Source organism: Spirillospora sp. NPDC127506 (assembly GCF_040302145.1).
In the GTDB taxonomy this organism is placed as follows: Bacteria; Actinomycetota; Actinomycetes; order Streptosporangiales; family Streptosporangiaceae; genus Spirillospora.
Genome location: NZ_JBEORG010000001.1, coordinates 1 through 17,110 on the forward strand (window position 1 = coordinate 1; position 17,110 = coordinate 17,110).

At 74.3% G+C, this 17,110-nt stretch carries 17 protein-coding genes; 10 read left to right on the forward strand and 7 right to left on the reverse strand.

What is annotated here, in order from left to right; translation table 11 throughout:
• Nucleotides 1-95 precede the first annotated feature (95 nt).
• The 3 genes from ABTW95_RS00005 to ABTW95_RS00015 all read right to left on the reverse strand — a co-directional run bounded on the left by ABTW95_RS00005 (nt 96) and on the right by ABTW95_RS00015 (nt 3,015).
• Nucleotides 96-512 (reverse strand): Rv3235 family protein, encoded by a 417-nt coding sequence (locus ABTW95_RS00005; RefSeq protein WP_396448848.1) that lies wholly within the window; start codon nt 510-512, stop codon nt 96-98.
• A 359-nt stretch (nt 513-871) separates the two neighbouring features.
• Nucleotides 872-2,251, reverse strand: coding sequence for a PTS transporter subunit EIIC (locus ABTW95_RS00010; protein WP_396448849.1), 1,380 nt, complete (start codon nt 2,249-2,251; stop codon nt 872-874).
• Nucleotides 2,252-2,274: 23 nt separating this feature from the next.
• The gene (locus ABTW95_RS00015; RefSeq protein WP_396448850.1) at nt 2,275-3,015 is read right to left on the reverse strand and encodes a GntR family transcriptional regulator; all 741 of its coding nucleotides are present in this window, start codon (nt 3,013-3,015) and stop codon (nt 2,275-2,277) included.
• A gap of 450 nt (nt 3,016-3,465) precedes the next feature.
• On the opposite strand from ABTW95_RS00015, the gene nagA reads away from it, so the two are divergent.
• The 7 genes from nagA to ptsP are packed head-to-tail and all read left to right on the forward strand — an operon-like array spanning nt 3,466 to nt 9,065.
• Entirely contained in the window at nt 3,466-4,626 is a 1,161-nt protein-coding gene (nagA, locus tag ABTW95_RS00020; RefSeq protein ID WP_500223271.1) for an N-acetylglucosamine-6-phosphate deacetylase, read from the forward strand.
• Nucleotides 4,623-5,663, forward strand: a complete 1,041-nt coding sequence (locus tag ABTW95_RS00025; RefSeq protein ID WP_500223273.1) for an SIS domain-containing protein — start codon at nt 4,623-4,625, stop codon at nt 5,661-5,663. The genes nagA and ABTW95_RS00025 overlap by 4 nt, the downstream gene beginning before the upstream one ends.
• The gene (locus ABTW95_RS00030) at nt 5,660-5,944 is read left to right on the forward strand and encodes a PTS sugar transporter subunit IIB (RefSeq protein WP_396448884.1); all 285 of its coding nucleotides are present in this window, start codon (nt 5,660-5,662) and stop codon (nt 5,942-5,944) included. The genes ABTW95_RS00025 and ABTW95_RS00030 overlap by 4 nt, the downstream gene beginning before the upstream one ends.
• Nucleotides 5,945-5,960: 16 nt before the next feature.
• Nucleotides 5,961-6,410, forward strand: a complete 450-nt coding sequence (locus ABTW95_RS00035; RefSeq protein WP_396454359.1) for a PTS sugar transporter subunit IIA — start codon at nt 5,961-5,963, stop codon at nt 6,408-6,410.
• A 4-nt stretch (nt 6,411-6,414) separates the two neighbouring features.
• Nucleotides 6,415-7,110, forward strand: coding sequence for an HAD family hydrolase (locus tag ABTW95_RS00040; protein WP_396454360.1), 696 nt, complete (start codon nt 6,415-6,417; stop codon nt 7,108-7,110).
• Nucleotides 7,107-7,379 carry an HPr family phosphocarrier protein gene (locus tag ABTW95_RS00045; RefSeq protein ID WP_396448855.1) on the forward strand — a complete coding sequence of 91 codons (273 nt, stop codon included), beginning with the start codon at nt 7,107-7,109 and terminating at the stop codon, nt 7,377-7,379. The genes ABTW95_RS00040 and ABTW95_RS00045 overlap by 4 nt, the downstream gene beginning before the upstream one ends.
• Before the next feature lie 3 nt (nt 7,380-7,382).
• Entirely contained in the window at nt 7,383-9,065 is a 1,683-nt protein-coding gene (gene ptsP / locus ABTW95_RS00050) for a phosphoenolpyruvate--protein phosphotransferase (protein WP_396448856.1), read from the forward strand.
• A 59-nt stretch (nt 9,066-9,124) separates the two neighbouring features.
• On the opposite strand, the gene ABTW95_RS00055 is transcribed toward ptsP, so the two are convergent.
• The 3 genes from ABTW95_RS00055 to ABTW95_RS00065 form a co-directional block, all read right to left on the reverse strand.
• A complete protein-coding gene (locus tag ABTW95_RS00055) occupies nt 9,125-9,622 on the reverse strand; it encodes a hypothetical protein (protein ID WP_500223277.1) in 498 nt (165 codons plus the stop codon).
• Nucleotides 9,623-9,695: 73 nt separating this feature from the next.
• Nucleotides 9,696-11,342 (reverse strand): glycoside hydrolase family 3 protein, encoded by a 1,647-nt coding sequence (locus tag ABTW95_RS00060; RefSeq protein WP_500223279.1) that lies wholly within the window; start codon nt 11,340-11,342, stop codon nt 9,696-9,698.
• A 310-nt stretch (nt 11,343-11,652) separates the two neighbouring features.
• Entirely contained in the window at nt 11,653-12,924 is a 1,272-nt protein-coding gene (locus ABTW95_RS00065; RefSeq protein ID WP_500223281.1) for an N-acetylglucosamine kinase, read from the reverse strand.
• A 61-nt stretch (nt 12,925-12,985) separates the two neighbouring features.
• Between ABTW95_RS00065 and ABTW95_RS00070 the strand changes: the two genes are divergently transcribed.
• Both ABTW95_RS00070 and ABTW95_RS00075 read left to right on the forward strand, forming a co-directional pair.
• The gene (locus ABTW95_RS00070) at nt 12,986-13,963 is read left to right on the forward strand and encodes a MurR/RpiR family transcriptional regulator (RefSeq protein ID WP_500223282.1); all 978 of its coding nucleotides are present in this window, start codon (nt 12,986-12,988) and stop codon (nt 13,961-13,963) included.
• Nucleotides 13,960-14,856 (forward strand): N-acetylmuramic acid 6-phosphate etherase, encoded by an 897-nt coding sequence (locus ABTW95_RS00075; RefSeq protein WP_396448861.1) that lies wholly within the window; start codon nt 13,960-13,962, stop codon nt 14,854-14,856. Before ABTW95_RS00070 ends, ABTW95_RS00075 begins: the two co-directional genes overlap by 4 nt.
• A gap of 341 nt (nt 14,857-15,197) precedes the next feature.
• Here ABTW95_RS00075 and ABTW95_RS00080 read toward each other — a convergent pair whose 3' ends face one another.
• Complete coding sequence (locus tag ABTW95_RS00080; RefSeq protein ID WP_500223285.1) at nt 15,198-16,394, reverse strand: acyl-CoA dehydrogenase family protein; 1,197 nt, start codon at nt 16,392-16,394, stop codon at nt 15,198-15,200.
• Between the two features lie 61 nt (nt 16,395-16,455).
• On the opposite strand from ABTW95_RS00080, the gene ABTW95_RS00085 reads away from it, so the two are divergent.
• Complete coding sequence (locus tag ABTW95_RS00085; protein ID WP_396448863.1) at nt 16,456-17,103, forward strand: HAD family hydrolase; 648 nt, start codon at nt 16,456-16,458, stop codon at nt 17,101-17,103.
• Nucleotides 17,104-17,110: the final 7 nt, after the last annotated feature.

The following is a 17,110-nucleotide window of genomic DNA, read 5'->3' on the forward strand; positions in this document are numbered from 1 at the left end:
AGGCTCAGATCAACGGCTTGACGAACCGCCGGATGCGGGCCCGCATGTCCGGTGGTGTGAGAGGAGGGCCGGGCGACCCGGCCCTCCTACTCGATTCAGGGGGCGGTGGTCTCCAGCGCCGTGCAGCGCCAGCGCCCCCGCGTGTGCTCCAGCCGCAGCGCCAGCGCGTGGACCCGCCCCGACACGGCCGCCACGGCGACGGCCTCCGCCACCGCCGGCGACGGCCGCTGCACCCTGCTGGACAGCACCCGCGGCGGAGCGATCCGGCCGCCGCCCGCCCCCGGGCGCCCGTGCGGGGCGACCGCCCGGCACACCGCCGGGACGGCGACGAGCGACAGCTGATGCGCGGGCCGCATCCCCGCCAGCACCTCCACGACGAGCCGCACGGCCGCGTCGGCGACGGCCCGGACCTCTGCGTCCACCCCGTCCCCCGGCCGCACGACCCGCAGGCCGGGCGCGCGCACCGGCGCCGCCGCGGGCCGGAGCGCCAGCGCGCCCCGCGTATCGCCCACCGGCCGATACCGGATGATCCGAACCACCGAAGACGCGACCGGACGACGCCCCATGAAGACCTCCCGACTCGTTTATGAACAGGAGTCAGAAGGGCTCCGGAAAATACATCCTGACCACCTCCGGCCGCCCCCGTAACGCGTACGGCCGCCCCGGACCGAAGCCGCCCACCGCGTCCGTTTCGCCGCATGCACGTCAAAGGCGGCGGGACGCTGGGGGAACGTCCCGCCGCCTTTGGGAGCAGGTCCCGGACGGTGCGGGGAGTCCGGGACCTCGGGAGCCGGGCCGGTGGGCTGGCCGGCCCTGAGGGCGGGGCGCCGCGAATGAGGGGTGAGGGGTTCGCGGCGCCCCTGGGGGGAGGTCAGCCGGCCGGGGCCTCCTCGGGCTCGGCCGTGCCGCCCTTGCGGCGCCGCTTCTTCCCGTCCTTCTCGCCGCCCGCCAGCTCGGGGTCGGCGGCCGGGTCCGCGACGGTCGACTCCTCGCCTTCGGGTTCCCGGCCCGGCGTCGCGAAATTGAACTTCGCGATCAGGAACCTGAAGATGAAGTAGTAGATGAAGAAGTACAGGACGCCCATGCCGATGATCAGCCAGAGGCCCTCGGTGTTGTCCTTGCGGGCGTTCAGCAGCATGTCGATGAGGCCCGCGGAGAAGCCGAAGCCGAGCTGCGCGCCGGCCGCCTCCAGGATGGCCATCGAGATGCCGGTGAGCACGACGTGCACGCCGTACAGGACGGGCGCGACGAACATGAACGCGAACTCGATCGGCTCGGTGACGCCGGTGATGAACGCGGTGAGCGCGGCGGAGATCATGATGCCGCCGACCGCGGGCCGCCGGTGCTTGGGCGCCGCGTGCCAGATCGCGAGGGCGGCGCCCGGCAGGCCGAACATGATGACGGGGAAGAACCCGGCCAGGAAGCCGCCCGCGTTGGGGTCGCCCGCCAGGTACCGGTTGATCTCGCCGTGGACGGCGCCGTCCGGGCCGTTGTAGGTGCCGAACACGAACCAGATGAGCGAGTTCGGGATGTGGTGCAGGCCGAACGGCAGCAGCAGGCGGTTGATGACGCCGTAGATGCCGGCGCCCGCGGCGCCCGCCCCGGTGATCCAGTTGCCGGCGTCGGTGAGCCAGTTGCCGAACACCGGCCAGATGAAGCCGATCACGATGCCGAGCGCGAGGCCGGCGACCGCGGTGATGATCGGGACGAACCGGCGGCCGCCGAAGAACGCGAGCCAGGTCGGCAGCTTGATCCGGTAGTAGCGCTGGTAGAGCAGCGCCGCGATGACGCCCATCAGGATGCCGCCGAGCACGTCGGTCGGGTTCTTGGCGCCCCAGTCGATGACCTGGGCCTGCGCGCCGTCCGCGACCTTGGTGATGAGGACGTTGCCCTTGAGCTCGTCGCTGTGCGAGAACATGATCTTCGAGACCCGGTCGAAGACCAGGTAGCCGACCACGGCGGCGAGCGCCGTGGAGCCGTCGGACTTCTTGGCGAAGCCGATCGCCACGCCGACGGCGAAGAGCAGCGGCAGGGCGGCGAACAGCGCGTTGCCGGCCTCGCCGACGATCTCGGCGACGCGGTCCCAGCCGAGGCCGTCCGCGCCGAGCATGTCGGCCTGGCCGAAGCGCAGCAGCAGCGCGGCGGCCGGCAGGACGGCGATCGGCAGCATGAGGCTGCGGCCGATGCGCTGCAGCACCGCGAGGGTGCTCGACCCTCGGCGCGGTGCGGAGTCCACTGTTGTCGCAGTCATCGCGAGGTTCCTCCTCAGGGGGTTCAGGAGTGCGGCGGGGGGTTTCCGAGGGCCGTGTGGATCTGGTAGCGGTCCGCCCTGTAGGTCGACACGCCCAGCTCGGCGCACACACCTCCGGTGTACGAGCGGCGTTGCAGGAGCAGCACGGCACTGCCCCGGGGGATCTGCAGGTGCCTGGCGTCCGTGGCGTCGGCCAGGCTGGCGTCGATGGTCTGGTCGCCCGCGTCGAAGACCAGCCCGTACACCGCTTCGAGGACGCCGTACAGGGAGCGGTCGGCGAGCCGGCGGTCGAGCAGGTCGGGGGCGAGGGAGGCCAGGATGTGCGCCCGTTCGAGGGCCATGGGCTCCCCGTCGGCGGTACGGAGGCGTTCGATGACGTGGATCTCGGTGCCGGGTTCGACATCGAAGATCCGGGCGAGCCGCGCGTCGGCCGGGACGGTCCGGCGGTCGAGGTCGATCGCACCCGGCCGCAGCCCGCGGGCCAGCATGTCCTCGGTGAACGAGACGAGCCGCAGCGGCATCTCGATCTTGGGACGGGCGACGAAGGTGCCCTTCCCCGGGACGCGGTAGAGCCGCCCCTCGGAGACGAGCTGGTCGACGCCCTGCCGGACGGTCATGCGGGACAGTTCGTACCGGGCGCACAGCTCGCGCTCCGACGGGATCGGGGCGTCGACGGGCAGTTCCGCGCTCTCGATGAGGTCGAGCAGGATCGCGCGGAGCTGGAAGTACTTCGGTACGGGACTGTGCGGATCGATGGTGGTCACGGGGGTCCTCGATGGCCGGAGGCCGGATCGACGGGGTTCGTCGGGTTTCGACGGTTTCGGTGGACGATGGAGGACTAGACGGTATGGGTTTCGGTTCGTACTGGTCTAGGCCGGACTAGACCACAGGTCCGAAAGGCATGTCAATGCACGAATTTGTAACAACCCGATTACGTGCCGACGACGGACAAGATCGAAGAACCCGCAGGTCAGGGCGGCCTCGCGGACACGGCGTCCGGTTCGGTTCCGGCGCCGTGGCCGCTGTAGGCCGCCGTCCGAACCCGCGGCGCCGGGCCGCCGCCCGCGACGGTTCCGGTACCGGACGAGTTTCGCCTCGCATCTTCTTCTCCATCCGATTCGTGGAGTATGGTGCGTACTGGTCTAGTCCGGACTAGACCAGTTGAAGTCGGAGGAAGCGACCCGCGATCATCGCGTCACAGAGAGCGCGCACCCATGGCATCACTCCTGATCACCGCCGACCGCATGATCATCACCCCCGCGGGCAGTCCTACCCGCGTCGTCTCCCCGGGATACGTCCGGGTGGCGGACGGGGTGATCGCGGAGGCGGGCGAGGGCCGCCCGGCCGGCGAACCCGACGTCCGCCTCGCCGGCGGCCTGCTCGCGCCCGGCCTGGTCGACCTCCAGGTCAACGGCTTCTTCGGCCACGACATGGTGGACGCCGGCGAAGAGGGCTGGCGCACCGTCGTCTCCCGCCTCCCCGAGACGGGCGTGACCGCGTTCCTCCCCACCTTCATCACCGCGCCGGTCGAGACCCAGGCCGCCGCCCTCCGCCGCACCCGCGACCTCCTGCCGAAGCTGCCGGACGGGGCGCGCGTCCTCGGCGTCCACCTGGAGGGCCCGTTCCTGTCCGAGAAGCGCAAGGGCGCCCACAACGCCGAGTACCTCACCGACCCGGCGCCCGCGGCGATCGCGACCCTGCTGGAGACGGGCCTCGTCAAGCTGGTCACGCTCGCGCCCGAACGCAGCGGCGCGCTGGACGCGATCCGCGCGCTGACCGAGGCCGGCGTCCTGGTCAGCGTCGGGCACAGCGACGCGACCGCCGCGCAGGTCAGGGCCGCGGCCGACGCCGGCGCCCGTAAGGTGACCCACATCTTCAACGCGCAGACCGGCGTCCACCACCGCGACCCGGGCGTCGCCGTGCAGGCGCTCATCGACGACCGGCTCAGCCCCGGCCTCATCCTCGACCTGCACCACGTCGCGGCCGAGGTCGCGCGGCTGGTGTTCCGCGCCGCGCCGGGACGGGTCGTGCTCGTCACCGACGCCGCGGCGTCCGCCGGGATGCCGCCCGGCACCTACGACCTCGGCGGCGAGCCCATCACGATGCCCGAGCAGGGCCCGCCGCTGCGCGCCGACGGCACCATCGCGGGCTCCGCCCTGCGCCTGGACGAGGCGGTCGGCAACGCGATCGGCCTCGGCCTCGACCCGGCGACCGCGGTGGACGCCGCGACCCGGGTTCCGGCCGACCTCATCGGACGTTCCGACCTGGGCCGTATCGCGCCCGGCGCCGCCGCCGACCTCGTCTGGCTGGGACCGGACCATCGGGCGCGTACCACGTGGGTCAACGGGCACAAAGTCTTCGGAGGGGGATCATGACCAGTCAGATGCGCGCCGAGATCGGTGAGCAGCCGGACGCGCTGCGCCGGACGATCGACGCGCTCCTCCCGCGCACCGCCGACATCGCGGCGCTCGCGCGGGAGACCCGGCAGGTGCTGTTCATCGCCCGCGGGTCGTCCGACAACGCGGCGGTGTACGGGCGCTACCTGGTGGAGTCGCACGCCGGGCGGCTCGCCACCCTCGCCGCCCCCTCCATCGCGACGGCCTACAAGCGCAGGCTGGACCTGGACGGCGTGCTGGCCGTGGCGATCAGCCAGTCCGGCAAGACCGAGGAGATCGTCGAGACCCTCGACTGGGCGAAGGACTGCGGCGCCCGGACCGTCGCGGTCACCAACGGCGCCGGCTCCCCGCTCGCCGAGGCCGCCGAGGTCGCGCTGGTCACCGACGCGGGCGACGAGATCGCCGTCCCCGCCACCAAGACCTACACCACGCAGCTCGCCGCGCTGTCGGTGGTCGGCCTCGGGCTCGGCGCCGGCGTCGCCGTGGACGACCTGCGCCGCGTCCCCGACGAGGTCGCCCGGGTGATCGGGCTGACCGAGGCGTCCCCGGCGCTGCCGGAGATCGTCGAGGAGCTGGCGGGCGTCCCGGGCGCGGTCGTGTCCGGGCGCGGCATCGCGTTCGGCACCGCGCTGGAGCTGGCGCTGAAGATCAAGGAGGCGTGCTACCTGCACGCCATGGGCCTGTCGTACGCCGACCTGCTGCACGGTCCGATCGCGGTCGTGGACGCGCAGACGCCGGCGCTGCTGGTCGCCGCCGACTCCGGGCCGACGCTGCCCGGCACCGTCGCGCTGGCCAAGCGGGTCGTCGGCGCGGGCGCCCGCGCCTACGGCGTCGGCGGCGGCGCGGAGCTGGCGGGCGCCTGCTCGGCCGCGCTGCCCGGCCCCGCGCTGCCCGAGTGGCTGGCGCCGCTCGGCCTCATCGTCCCCGGCCAGATCATGGTCGAGCATCTGGCCCGCAGGCTCGGCGTCGACCCCGACGTCCCCCGGGGCCTGAACAAGGTCACGCAGACGGACTGACCACACGCGGACCGACCCGACCCACCCCCACGAGAGAAGAGAAGGACATGGACAAGGCCGAAGCCATCGTCGCGGCGCTGGGCGGCGCCGACAACATCATCGAGATCGAGCCCTGCGCGACCCGGCTGCGCACCGAGGTCGAGGACGCCGGCAAGGTCGACGAGGCGGCGCTGAAGCGGGCCGGCGCGCACGGCGTCATGCGCGCCGGCACGGTCGTGCAGGTCGTCGTGGGCCCCGAGGCCGACACCATCGCGACCGACATCGAGGACATCCTCGACTGACCCGGAGGGCCCTCTGATGACCCGAGTACTGTCCCCGGTCGCCGGCCGGGTCGTCGGCCTCGCCGGCGTCCCGGACCCGGTCTTCGCCCAGGCCATGGTGGGTCCGGGCACGGCGGTCGACCCCGAGCGCGGCGCCGGCCACGCCATCGCCCCCGTCACCGGGAAGATCATCAAGCTGCATCCGCACGCCTACGTGGTGGTGGACGACGAGGGCCACGGCGTCCTCGTCCACCTCGGCATCGACACCGTCAAGCTGAAGGGCGAGGGGTTCGAGCTGCTCGCCGCGGAGGGCGACGAGGTCACCGCCGGGCAGCCGATCGTCGGCTGGAACCCCGCGGTGATCGAGGCGGGCGGCCGCTCGCCGATCTGCGCGGTGGTCGCGCTGGACGCGAGCGCCGACGCCCTGTCGGACGTGGTGGAGTCGGGCGAGGTGACCGCGGGGGCCGAGCTCTTCACATGGAACTGAGCACATGGCGGTGATCGGCCTCGGCGCGGCGGTGTTCGACCTCGACGGCACCCTGATCGACACCGAACCGCGCAACCGCGCGATGTGGTCCCGGCTGTTCGACGCCCACGGCGTGCCCTACGACGACGCGCTCATCGCGTCGTTCGCGGGCAGGCGCGGGCTGGAGGTGCTCCGGGACCTCGCGCACCTGTTCCCCGGCCGGACGGTCGAGGAGCTGTTCGAGGAGGTCGTCTCCTACGAGTCGCTGCCGGGGATGCCGGCGGCGGCGCCCGTTCCCGGCGCGGTCGACCTGGTCCGGTCGCTGGCCGACGCGGGCGTCCCGCTCGCGGTGGTGACCTCCGGCCAGCGCCCGTACGCGGAGCGGCTGCTGGGCGAGCTGGGCGTCCGCGGCCTGCTCGACCTGGTGGTGACCGCCGGGGACGTCGTCACCGGCAAGCCGCATCCGGAGGGCTACCTGGCCGCCGCCCGCGACCTGGACGTCCCGCCGGAGGAGGCGGTCGGGTTCGAGGACGCCCCGGCGGGCGTGCGGGCCGTGAAGTCCGCGGGCATGACCTGCGTGGGCGTCATCACCACGCAGCCGGCGGGCGCGCTCGCCGAGGCCGACCATGTGGTGGCCGATTTTCAGGAAGTCGACGTCGTCCCGGGCCCGGCGCTGCGCGTGCCGGGGTCCGGGGCACAACTAAGTAGGAGTGAGCGGTGAGCGAGCGCAACGTCAAGATCGAATCCAGGGTGGGGCTGCACGCGCGGCCGGCGGCCCTGTTCGTGCAGACCGCGGCCAAGGCCCCGATGGACGTGACGGTGGCCAAGCGCGGCGGCGACCCGGTGAACGCCAAGAGCATCCTCGCGGTGCTGGGGCTGGACGCGCGGCACGGGGAGGAGATCGTCCTGTCCGCCGAGGGCGACGGCGCCGACGAGTTGCTCGACGCTCTGGAGAAGGTGCTGTCCACGCCGGAGCCCGAGGGGGCGTGACCGGTGCCGGAGGTATTGCGGGGCACGGGAGTCAGCCCGGGAGTGGGCGCCGGGCCGGTGCGCGGCATCGCCGGGGCCGTCCCCGAGCCGCCCGCCGGTGACCGGCACGGTGGCGACGCCGCCGCCGAGCGCGACACGGCGCTCGCCGCGCTGGAGGCCGTCGCCGCCGACCTTGAGGAGCGCGGGGAGCGCGCCGCCGCGGCCGGCAACACCGACGGCCGGGACGTGCTGGGCGCGCAGGCGATGATGGCGCGCGACCCGGGCCTCGCCGACGGCGTCCGCGCCAAGGTCGACGAGGGCCTGGCGGCGGCCCGCGCGGTGTTCGAGGCGTTCGGCGTCTACCGGGAGATGCTGGCCGGGGCGGGCGAGTACCTCGCGGCGCGGGTCGCCGACCTGGACGACATCCGCGACCGCGCCGTCGCCCGGCTGCTCGGGCTGCCGGTGCCCGGCGTCCCGGAGTCGGACGAGCCGTTCGTGCTCGTCGCCCGGGACCTCGCGCCGGCCGACACCGCCGTCCTCGACCCGGCGAAGGTCGTCGCGTTCGTCACCGAGGAGGGCGGGCCGACCAGCCACACCGCGATCATCGCCCGGACGATGGGCGTGCCCGCCGTCGTGGCGCTGCCGGGCGCGGCGTCGCTCGCCGACGGCACCCGCGTCCTGGTCGACGGCACCGCCGGGACCGTGCGCCTGGAGCCGTCCGAGGAGGAGGTGGCGGCGGCGCGTTCGGCGGCCGCCGCCCGCCATTCCGCACTCGCGGAGTTCACCGGGCCGGGCGGCACCGCGGACGGGCACGCCGTGCCCCTGCTGGCGAACATCGGCGGCCCGAAGGACCTGGAGGCGGCGCTGGAGAACGGCGCCGAGGGCGTCGGCCTGTACCGCACCGAGTTCCTGTTCCTGGACCGGTCGGCGCCGCCGTCCGACGCCGAGCAGGAGGAGGCGTACCGGAAGGTGCTGGAGGCGTTCCCAGGCGGCCGGGTGGTCGTCCGGACGCTCGACGCCGGCGCCGACAAGCCGCTCGCCTTCCTGCCCGCGCCCGGCGAGGAGCCGAACCCGGCGCTCGGCGAGCGCGGGGTGCGGATGTCGGTCCGGCACCCGGACGTGCTGGCCGCGCAGCTCGCCGCGCTGGCCCGCGCCGCGGCCGGCCTGACCGCCGAGCTGCAGGTCATGGCCCCGATGGTGACGGACGCCGAGGACGCCGCCTGGTTCGCGGCGCGGTGCCGGGAGGCCGGCATCGCGCATCCCGGCGTCATGATCGAGGTGCCCGCCGCCGCGCTCCGCGCCCGCGACGTCGCGGCGGAGGTGGAGTTCTTCAGCATCGGCACCAACGACCTCACCCAGTACGCGTGCGCGGCCGACCGGCAGGTCGGCGGCCTCGCCCGCCTCCAGGACCCGTGGCAGCCCGCCGTCCTCGACCTGGTCGCCCCCGCGGCCGGCGCGGGCGTCCCGTGCGGGGTGTGCGGCGAGGCGGCCGGCGACCCGGCGCTGGCGTGCGTGCTGGTCGGCCTCGGGGTGACGTCGCTGTCGATGAGCGCCCCGTCGCTCCCGCTGGTGCGCGCCGCCCTGGCCCGGCACACCCTCGACCAGTGCCGGCGGGCCGCGGAGGCGGCCCGCGCCGCCCGCACGGCGGAGCAGGCGCGCGCCGCGGCGCGCGCCCATCTCCCCGCGCTGGCCGACCTCGGCCTGTGACCGCCCGCCCGTGACGGCCGGGCGGTGACGGCCGGGCGGTGACGGCCGGGCGGTGACGGTCAGGAGGTGATCTGCCAGTAGGGGCCGGTCTTGTGGAGGGTGAAGCTCTCCGTGAGCAGCCCGCCCGGCCGGGCGGGCTCGCCCTTCCAGGCGAGGTCCTCGAAGCGGACGGTGTAGTCGCCCTCGCCCGGCCCCGGCTCGCAGACCGGGACGGTCACGCCGCGCAGCGCCGCGAGGTCCTGCGGGCGCAGCTTCGCGCGGGCCTGCGCGAAGCCGGTGCGGCACGCGGCGGGCCCGCCGAACACCCGCCGCTGGTACGCGGGGGTCAGGAAGGCGCAGGACTTGGGATTCCCGGCGGCGATGCCGCGCAGGTACCTGTAGAGCGCCAGCCGCGCCGGGAAGCTCTCCTTCGCGGACGTCGTCTCCCTCGTGACGACGAACTGCGAGTCGCCCGGCTCGGGGGTGAGCGGCGGCATCGTCACCTCGTCCCGCCCGCCGCATGCGCCCAGCAGCGGGAGCACGACCAGGACGGCGGCGAGAAGGGGGCGGACGGGCACGGAGACCTCCCGGGGGGAAGAAGGCGGCCCGATTTTCCCAGGAGGCGGCCGTCCGCGTCCATCGAACGCCCGGCTACGAGTAGCCCAGGCCGTAGCCGACCGGCTTGCCGCCCGCGGGCACGGGGAGCTTGCCCGACGGGGCGGCCGCGCCGCTCAGCACCTTGGCCAGCGCGTCGATGGAGACCGCGCCGGCGGAGTAGGCGGCGAGCGCCGCCGCCGCGCCGCCCGCCGCGTCGAGGTCGTAGGGGCGGCCGAGCGCGGCGACGACGACCGGCTTCGGGCCGAGCGCCCGGATGCGCGCGGCGGTCGCCGAGCCCGCGTTCCGGGTGGTCAGCACGGTGACGTCCGCGGAGCCGGGGGAGGCGGTCGCGACGCCCTGGCGGCGCAGCGCGGCCCGCAGCCGGTCGCCGCCCGGCCCGGTCACCGCGACCTTCTTGCCCTTCAGCGGCAGCAGCCCGCCCTTGTTGCGGACGAGGGTGATCGAATGCTCGGCGACCCGCCGGGCCGCCGCCTTGTGCGCGGGCGTGCCGATCGACGCGGCCGCCTTCGCCGGGTCGACGGCCGTCCCCTGGAACAGGCCGCGCCGCTGCTTGAGCCGGAGGATGCGGGTGACCGACTCGTCCAGCCGCTTCTCGGTGATCTTCCCGGACCGGACGGCCTTCACCACCGCCCGGTAGGCGCGCGGCAGGCTCGGCGGCATCAGCAGCTGGTCGGCGCCCGCGTTGATCGCCCGGACCGGGACGACGGCGTCGCCGTACTTCTCCCGCACGCCCGCCATCTGCAGCGAGTCCGTCGTGATGACGCCCCCGTAGCCGAGCTTGCCGCGCAGCAGCCCGGTCAGCACGGTCTTCGACAGCGTGGAGGGATCACCGGACCTGTCGAGCTTCGGGACGACGATGTGCGCGGTCATGATGACGTCCACGCCCGCCGCGATCGCGGCCTTGAACGGGGGCGCGTCGAGCCGCGCCCACTGCGCCGGCGAATGCCTGATCACCGGCAGGCCGGTGTGGCTGTCGACGGCGGTGTCGCCGTGCCCGGGGAAGTGCTTGACGGTCGCGGCGACACCGGCGTCCTGGTAGCCGCCGACCGCGCCGGTCACCATCGTGGAGGCCAGTGCCGGGTCGGCGCTGAACGAGCGCAGCCCGATCACCGGGTTGCGCGGGTTCACGTTGACGTCGGCGTCCGGGGCGTAGTCGAGGTTGATGCCGACCGCGCGCAGCTCGGCGCCGGTGACGCGGGCGGCGGCGCGCGCGTCGGCCGGGTTCCGGGTGGCGCCGAGCGCCATGTTGCCGGGGAACCGGGTGATGAACGGGGTGCGCGACACGATGCCCTGCTCCTCGTCCACCCCGAGCAGCAGCGGGATCTTCGACGCCTTCTGCAGCGCGTTCGACTGCGCGGCGGTGCGGGCGGGGGAGCCGAAGTTCTCCGGGAAGTAGATCAGCCCCCCGACGTGGTACTTCTTGATCTTCTGCAGCGCGTCGGCTCGGCTGGAGAACGCCGGGACGAACAGCTGGCCCACCTTCTCGGCGACGCTCATCCGCGCGACGCGGCCGGGGATCCAGGCGTCCGGCGGCGTCGTCCGGGCGGGCGGCGAGCCCGACGGCGCGCCGGATCCGGCGGACGGCTTCCGCCCGCCCTCGCCGCTCCCGCCGCCGCAGCCCGCGACCCCGCTGGCCAGCAGGGCCGCCGCCGCGAGCGCGAGGGGACGTGAAGCACGCACCTGACCAGGCCCCCGCGGGGTCTCGGTTCCTCGCTCGCAATCGGACGCCCGCGACGCTAGCCGCTCCCCGTCCCGGTGTCGACTCGATCTACGGCGGTCGGGCCGGCGCGCCACGCCCGTGATCGGTGGTCCCGCCGGACACGGCTCCCACGGGACCACTCTGACGGACCTTCTGCCACCGTGGTAACAGCTTGATCACGATGGACCCCGGATTCGCAGCGATCGCGGATCTGGTGGGGTCCATCGCGATGGACCCGGACGGCCACGGTGCCGTCCTCCGGGTGGCCTCCGCCGCTCGGGGCGGGACGGCTCAGCCGGGCAGGGGGTGGCCGAGGCGGCGCAGCGCCATCCCGGCCGCGCCGACGGCTCCGTCGCCGGCGCAGCGCGGCGCCTCGGCGAAGCGGTCGCGCAGCCCGGTGCGGACGGCGTCGGCGACGGGGCCTTCACGGAGCACCGAGCCGTGCATCACGACCGGTGCGCGGGGGTCGGACAGGGCCGGGCGCACCGCGTCGACGTCGCGCAGCAGCCACTGCGCGGCCTCCTCGGTGATGCGCCGGGCCACGGGATCGCCGGCGGCCGCCGCGGCGGCGACCACCGGGCCGAGCCGGCCCAGGGCCGCGGGCGGGCGGCCGTACACCTCCTTGATGATCGCCTGGGCGAGCCGGGGGTTGGGCGGGGTTCCGGGCAGTTCGGGATGCCCCGGCGGACCGGGGGCCGCCGGGTGTCCCGGCGGCCCCAGCGAGCCGCAGGGCCCGGTATGGCCCGGCGGACCGGCGCCGTCGCCGGACGGGGGATAGGGGACGGACGGGGGGCGGGGGTCGTCGGGGACCAGGACGGCGGTACCCGTCCCGCCCCCGCGGTGGGGCGCCCCTCCGGAGGCGAGCGACGCGGCCTGCGGCAGCACGGAGACGCCCGGCGGCGGCGCCGGCGGGGCGCCCGCCATGGCGAGCGCCCGCGGGCGGCGGGGTCTTCGCCGCTCCGCGTCGATCTCCGCGACCACGGTGGCGCCGAGCAGCGCGCGGGGGACCGAATCGGTGAGCAGGGTCGGGGAGCCGCGGCCGTCGTAGGCGGCGAGCGCCGCCCGGACGGCCTCCTTCCCGAGCCAGACCGCCGAACCCTCGTCCCCGACGAGCCAGCCGTAGCCGTCCGCGCGCTGCACGATCGCGCCGTCGCTGATGACCGCCGCGCCGGCGCCCGTGCCGGAGAACACCACGATGCCCTTGGGCTCGCTCGTTCCCGCGGCGAACGCCACCGCGATGTCGGTCACCACCGCGGGCGAGCCGCGCAGGCCGACCGCCTGCCATGCCTGCCGCGCCGCCGCGACGGCGGCGGGCCGGCCGGCGGAGCCGGCTCCGGCGATGCCGAACACGCCGGTGAGGATGTGGGTTCGGTCCAGGTCCCCGAGCGCCTCCCGCAGGGCGGTGGTCAGCGCCCCCGCGGTGTCGCCTCCGGAGTTGGGGTTGGCCCCCGGGCCGGTGCCGGAACCGGCCAGGGCACCCCCTAACGTCAGCACGACGCAGCGGGTCTTCGTGCCACCCGCGTCGATACCGACCACGTAAGGACCGGCCAAATGGGTCAACACATGGCGACCGTAGCCTTTTCTACCGTTGACGTGACATCCTGTGCGTAAGAAAATTTCCTCCATGAGGAAACCCATCGGCCCTGACCAGGGCCCCGAGCGGGGGATCACGGGGGAGCGCGGCGCGGCGCCGGAACAGGCGGCGTCCGGCCGGGACGCCACGCCGCTGAGCACCGTGGTGCGGGTCCGCTCGCTGCTGCCCTCGCTGCCCCCCGCCGAACGGCGCGTCGCGCAACGCGTCATCGACGACCCCGAAGGGGTCGCCAACTCCACCATCACCGAACTCGCCCAGACCTGCGGCACGTCCGAGACGACCGTCATCAGGTTCTGCCGCGCGATCGGGTTCCACGGCTACCCGGAGCTGCGGCTGACCCTCGCGACCGAGGCCGGGCGGGCGCAGAGCGCGTCCGGCGGCCGGGTCATCGGCAGCGACATCAGCCCCGACGACTCGCTGGAGCAGATCGTCGAGAAGGTGACGTTCGCCGACGCCCGGGCCGTCGAGGAGACCGCCGCGCAGCTCGACATCAAGACGCTGGAGCAGGTCGTGGACGCGGTCGTCGCCGCCGACCGGGTCGACGTCTACGGCGTCGGCGCGAGCGCGTTCGTCGCGGCCGACTTCCAGCAGAAGCTGCACCGCATCGGCCGGGTCTGCTCGGCCTGGTCGGACGCGCACATCATGCTCACCAGCGCGGCCGTCCTCGGCAACGGCGACGTGGCGATCGGCATCTCGCACACCGGCGCGACGGTGGAGACCATCGACGCGCTGGAGGTCGCCAAGACCAGGGGCGCGAAGACCGTCGCGCTCACCAACTTCCCGAAATCCCCGATAGCGGACGCGGCCGACCTGATCCTGACGACGGCCGCGCGGGAGACGACCTTCCGCTCCGGCGCCACCGCGAGCCGGCTGGCGCAGCTCACCGTGGTCGACTGCGTCTTCGTCGGAGTGGCGCAGCGCACCTACGGGCCGACCCGCAAGGCCCTGGAAGCCACATTCGAGGCGGTCCGCGGGCGGACCGTGCGACCCGACCGGAGGCGTCGGTGATCGATTGCGAGCTCCCCACCGAGGGCCGGAACCCCCGGACCCTCGACGTCGACACGCTGCCGACCATGGAGGTGCTGCGCCTGATCAACTCCGAGGACGCGACCGTGCCGATGGTCGTCGCGTCCGTCCTGCCGGAGGTCGCCCGGCTGGTGGACCTCGCCGTGGAATCGCTGCGCGGCGGCGGCCGCGTGCACTACTTCGGCGCCGGCACGTCCGGCCGGCTCGCGGTGCTGGACGCCGCCGAGCTGCCGCCGACGTTCGGCATCTGGGGGCGGGTGGTCGCCCACCACGCCGGCGGGCCGGGCGCGCTGTCCCAGGCGGTCTCCGACGTCGAGGACGACACCGACCTCGGCCGCCGGGACGCCCGCGACGTCCGGCCCGGCGACATCGCCATCGGGATCGCGGCGAGCGGCCGCACCCCGTACGTGGTGGAGGCGCTGCGCGCCTCCGCCGCGGTCGGGGCGCGCACCGCGCTGATCAGCTGCAACCCGCGCACGCCGTACGGGCACGAGGTGGAGGTGCACATCGCGCTCGCCACCGGCCCGGAGGTGATCAGCGGGTCCACCCGGATGAAGGCGGGCACGGCGACCAAGCTGGTGCTGAACTCCTTCTCCACCACGCTGATGATCAGGATGGGGCGCACCTACTCCAACCTGATGGTCAGCGTGAACGCGCTGAACTCCAAGCTGCGCGCCCGGCTGGTGCGCATCCTCACCGAGGCGACGGGCATGGACGCCCGCACCTGCGAGAACGCGCTGGCCGAGGCGGGGGGGAACACCCGCGTCGCGCTGGTCTCGCTGCTCGGCGAGGTGCCCGCGGCGCGCGCGACGACGGTGCTGGAGGAGACCGACGGCGGCGTCCGCGAGGCGCTGCAGAGGCTGCGCTCCGCCTGACCGTCCGTCCGGCCCGCCCCGGACGGGGTCACCGCCGACGGCCGGGACGCGGACGACCGGGGGACGACGACCGGGGGACGCGGACGACGGGGGGACACGACCGACGGGGTGAGCGCCGACCGCGGCGGGTCCGGGGAACGGCGAGACGGAGACCGGGGCCGCCCGCACGGACGCGCGGCGCGCCGCCCGCGGCCGTGCGGGGCGAGGAGACGGACCGGCGGGGGGAGACGCCGGCCGAAGGGGGTCCGTGATCATGCAGGCGCTCCCGCACGACGCATGATCACGGACGCCTCCCGGCGCGGACGTCCCCCCGGCCGCGGGTGCGTCCGCCCGGGGCGGCGTCAGCTCTCGTAGCGGCGCAGCTCCTGGCGGGCGACGGTGCGGACGTGCACCTCGTCCGGCCCGTCGAAGATCCGCATGGCGCGGACCCAGGAGTACATCGCGGCCAGCGGCGTGTCGTCGGACACCCCGGCGCCGCCGTGGACCTGGATCGCGCGGTCGAGCACCTGGTGGGCGATGCGCGGCACGACCACCTTGATCGCGGCGATCTCCGACCGGGCGCCCTTGGCCCCGTGCCCGTCGATCAGCCACGCGGTCTTCAGGGTGAGCAGCCGGGCCTGCTCGATCGCCATCCGCGACTCGGCGATCTGCTCGCGCACCACGCCCTGTGCGGCGAGCGGGCGGCCGAAGGCGACGCGGTCGACGGCGCGCCGGCACATCAGCTCCAGCGCCCGCTCCGCCATGCCGAGCGCCCGCATGCAGTGGTGGATGCGGCCCGGTCCGAGGCGCGCCTGCGCGATCATGAACCCGTCGCCCTCCTCCGCCAGCAGGTTCGACACCGGCACCCGCACGTTCTCGAAGACGATCTCCGAGTGGCCGTGCTGGTCCTGGTAGCCGAACACCGGCAGATGCCGGACGATCTTCACGCCGGGGGTGTCGCGCGGGACGAGCACCTGCGACTGCTGCCGGTGCGGGGGCCCGTCCGGGTCCGTCTTGCCCATCACGATGAAGATCTTGCAGCGCTCGTCGGCGGCGCCGGTGATGAACCACTTGCGGCCGTTGATCACGTACTCGTCGCCGTCCCGGACGATCGAGGTCGTGATGTTGGTGGCGTCGGAGCTCGCGACCTCGGGCTCGGTCATCGCGAACGCGCTGCGGATCTCGCCGTTCAGCAGCGGCTCCAGCCACCGGCGCTTCTGCTCGTCCGTCCCGAACATGTGCAGGACTTCCATGTTGCCGGTGTCGGGTGCGGCGCAGTTGACCGCCTCGGGCGCGAGGTCGGGGGAGCGCCCGGTCAGCTCGGCGAGCGTGGCGTACTCCAGGTTCGTCAGCCCGGACACGTCGGGCAGGAACAGGTTCCACAGGCCGCGCTCGCGCGCCTCGGCCTTCAGCTCCTCGACGACCGGCGGCAGCGCGTGCGGGTCGTGCTCGGCCCGCCACGCCGCGTACACCGGCTCCGCCGGGTAGACGAACCGGTCCATGAACTCCTGGAGGCGGTCCCGGTACTCGCGTGCCTTCGGGCTGAGTTCGAAGTCCATGGGCGGCATTCTGGCAGAACGGGATTCGGTTATCGGTGCCGGGATCGCCTACGATCGGGCCGTGCCCTCCGAACGACCGGTCAAAGCCGTGATCACCGACTGGGGCGGCGTGCTCACGTCCCCCCTCGCCGACGCCGTCGCCGCCTGGCTCGCCGCCGACCGCATCGACGCCGAGCGCTACAAGGACGTCATGCGCGCCTGGGTGAAGCAGGCCTACGACGGCGCCGGGACCAACCCCATCCACGGGCTGGAGGACGGCTCCCTCTCCGTGGCCGAGTTCGAGCGCCTCCTCGCCGCCGAGCTGGTCACCGTCGACGGCGGCCCGGTCGAGGCGGCGGGCCTCATCGCCCGCATGTTCGGCGCCTTCACCCCCGTCGAGCCGATGTACGACGCGCTCCGCGCGGCCCGCGCCGCCGGGACCCGCACCGCGCTGCTGTCCAACTCGTGGGGCAACGAGTACCCGCGCGACCTGTTCGCCGAACTGTTCGACGCCGTCGTGATCTCCGCCGAGGTCGGCATGCGCAAGCCCGACGAGCGGATCTTCCGGCACGCCCTGGACCTGCTCGGCCTGGACGCCGCCGAATGCGTGTTCATCGACGACATCGAGCACAACATCCGGGCCGCCGAGGCCCTCGGGATCCGCGGCATCCACCACACCCGCCCCGACACCACGATCGCCGAACTGCGCGGCCTCGGCCTCCTGCCCTGACGGTCTG

Coding starts and splice junctions, on each gene's coding strand:
- ABTW95_RS00010 (WP_396448849.1), bottom strand. CDS start 2,251: ATGACTGCGACAACAGTGGACTCCGCACCGCGCCGAGGGTCGAGCACC.
- nagA (WP_500223271.1), top strand. CDS start 3,466: ATGGCATCACTCCTGATCACCGCCGACCGCATGATCATCACCCCCGCG.
- ABTW95_RS00025 (WP_500223273.1), top strand. CDS start 4,623: ATGACCAGTCAGATGCGCGCCGAGATCGGTGAGCAGCCGGACGCGCTG.
- ABTW95_RS00035 (WP_396454359.1), top strand. CDS start 5,961: ATGACCCGAGTACTGTCCCCGGTCGCCGGCCGGGTCGTCGGCCTCGCC.
- ABTW95_RS00040 (WP_396454360.1), top strand. CDS start 6,415: ATGGCGGTGATCGGCCTCGGCGCGGCGGTGTTCGACCTCGACGGCACC.
- ABTW95_RS00070 (WP_500223282.1), top strand. CDS start 12,986: ATGAGGAAACCCATCGGCCCTGACCAGGGCCCCGAGCGGGGGATCACG.
- ABTW95_RS00080 (WP_500223285.1), bottom strand. CDS start 16,394: ATGGACTTCGAACTCAGCCCGAAGGCACGCGAGTACCGGGACCGCCTC.